We start from the raw sequence: 491 nt of genomic DNA, 5'->3' as shown, positions 1-491 counted from the left end.
CAATTTTGTAATCATTCCTGCAGGTCAAAATTCAGCAGAATTTGAAGTACGAGCTGGAAATAAAAGAAAGAACAATGAGCGTGTTGAAATAACAGGTAGTGTAAATAACTTAATTTTTGATACTGCAACGTATAGCTTTAAACTAGAGTCAGGTGCTGTTATTGTTAAAAATGACTTGCTAGAAATTGCAAATGTAGTTTCGGCTAATGGAGATGGTATAAACGATTACTTTACCATTAGAAACATAGAAAAATACAAAGACAATACCGTTACTATTGTGGATCGTCGAGGTATAGAGGTTTTCAGCGCCAGAGGCTATGATAATCAATCGACATACTTTGATGGACAATATAGAGGGAAAGATTTAGACGATGGAACCTATTTCTATTTTATAACGATTTCTCATAAAGGAATTGAACACCAATACAAAGGGTTTTTAGTTCTAAAAAGGTAAAATACAGATAAGAATTACTGGTAGTGTATGATTTTAT

Annotated in this window: 1 protein-coding gene; it reads left to right on the top strand. The window is 32.6% G+C overall.

Features of this window, described 5'->3' with window-relative positions:
- Positions 1-454, top strand: a 454-nt coding sequence (locus IUY40_RS19265) for a gliding motility-associated C-terminal domain-containing protein (protein WP_195738464.1), incomplete at its 5' end; no start/stop codon positions are given.
- Between the last annotated feature and the right edge of the window lie 37 nt (positions 455-491).

It is taken from the genome of Flavobacterium sp. ALJ2 (assembly GCF_015594725.1).
In the GTDB taxonomy this organism is placed as follows: domain Bacteria; phylum Bacteroidota; class Bacteroidia; order Flavobacteriales; family Flavobacteriaceae; genus Flavobacterium.
This window is presented reverse-complemented; position numbering and strand designations above follow the sequence as displayed.